At 40.4% G+C, this 2,111-nt stretch carries 1 pseudogene; it reads left to right on the top strand.

Annotated features, from left to right (window positions below):
- Positions 1–2,111, top strand: a pseudogene (locus tag ACFIJP_RS08510) (autotransporter outer membrane beta-barrel domain-containing protein); the annotation flags it as partial.

The raw sequence follows: 2,111 nt of genomic DNA, 5'->3' as shown, positions 1-2,111 counted from the left end.
AGCAATGTAACCGTCACTAAAGCGACAACAGGCATATTTGCAAATGATCACTCCACAATAACAGTCTCTGGAGGATCGTTCGATGGAAAAACTGATGGGGTATATGCGAAAGAAGGCAGCACCATTACTTTAGACGAAAAAGCTGCAGTTACATCATCTGATGGTTATGGACTTCATGCAGAAGGTTCAGGATCTAAGATCACAATGGCAGAAGGAACAGTAACAATAAAGAATGAAAAAGCTGCATTATTTGCAGAAAAAGGCGGACAAATTGACGCCACAGATGTTGCTTTAACAACAGATGGCACAGGAACCGGTGTAGAGGCCTTTGGTCCTGATAGCACAATTGAATTGCATGGCGATACAAAAATTAACAATACTTTGAACGGTCTTGGAGCAGTTAATGGTGGTAAAATCACCAGCGAAAACTTAACCGTAGTCGGTGGTAAAGCAATTGATCAAGACACCGACAAAAGCCGCTCTGGTGTATGGACAGCGGACTCTGGGAGTGAAATTCAGTTAACGGGCAAAACAACTATTAAAAATGTTGATGAAGGTTTTTATGCAGATGGTGGGAGTAAAATCATTAGCGGAGATTTAACAATGACCGGTGGTGAAAGTAAAAATGAGACCGTTGCTGTAAACGCTTCAGAGCCTGATAGTGCAATCGAATTAAATGGTAAAACAACCATTCAAAATTTTGATGAAGGTCTTTTTGCAGGAAATAATAGCACGATTAAGATGATTAATGGTGATATTGAAGCAGCACAACGTGCTGTAGAAAACAAAATAGAAGTAAAAAAAGTTGCACTAGCCGTAGCATATGGTGGACTTATTGATCTCACAGATGTCTCTGTAACAGCAGGAATCAGTGGCTTGCAGTTTTTAGGTCTCTCTAAAACCAAACTCAATGAATCGAATGATCCCCAAAAACATCAAAGTAGTGAAATCAATTTAACCAATGCAGATATTCACGTTGAAAATGGTACTGGAATTCTTATTGGAGCTCTCACTGATAACGACATTGAAAATAATGCAGATCTGGCAATCGGTACAGCAAATCTCAAAAATTCAGAAATCCATGCTGATGTTTTACTAGGAAACGGCATTTATTTGAAAGACAAAGGGGTTTGGAACCAAGCAGGTTTAAAAGCGATCTCCAACGGCACTTTTACATTAAACGCTGATCAGTCTACTTTAGAGGGCAGAGCGAATATTGCTAAAGACAGAAATGTACACTTTGATCTGAAAAACGATACAACATGGACGTTGAAAATCAGCAAAAATGAAAAAGATGATGATGGTAATCTGCTTGATATTGCTCAAAGATCTCGTTCTGATATTTCTGTGCTAAACCTCAACAATAGCTCCATTATTTTTAGCGAACCAACAGAAGAGAATTACCAAACATTGCATATAGGTTCTGGTAAACCAGACACGCAAGAAGTCTACAACGCAACGGGTGATGCGAAGATTTACTTCAACGCTGAATGGAGTGATGGTGCTGCAATAAATGACCAAAAAACCGATAGACTTTTGATCCATGGGGATGTATCAGGCAACACATCTGTCTATGTTACGGGGCGCTTAGAAGGGAACAATGTCAAAGCAAATACCTCTGCTGCTGCCAATATCCGTGGTCTGTCACTTATTCAAGTTTCTGGAAAAGCAGAAGAAAACTCTTTCAAACTTGTCAATGGCTATACCACAAGAGGTGGCTTACCGGATATGTATACACTACGTGCCTATGGACCAGACTCAAGCCAAGGCAAAGCCGATGTTGCGCAAAACCTGTTTGATGAAAAGAATGAAAATTTCTGGGATTTCCGTTTACAACCTGAAATTCTTGAAGCGGGTTCTGGCTCTGGTCCAAGTGTGATCGCCCCTGTAGCACAAACAGCAAGCTATTTGGTCATGCCAAATGCTCTCTTCTACAGTGGATTAACAGATATGGCTAAACAAAACGCGCTCTTAGCCAATATCAGAACATCTGTCTTAGGAAAAGAAGAAGAGAAACAAACCGGTTTCTTCCTTTACACCTATGGAAGCACAGGAACTTTATCTTCTGAACGCGGACCTCTCAAATACGGTTACGGTGCTGATATTCGTTA

Origin of the sequence: Bartonella sp. MU37NMGALS (assembly GCF_042194015.1) — a bacterium.
Lineage (GTDB): Bacteria > Pseudomonadota > Alphaproteobacteria > Rhizobiales > Rhizobiaceae > Bartonella > Bartonella grahamii.
This window is presented reverse-complemented; position numbering and strand designations above follow the sequence as displayed.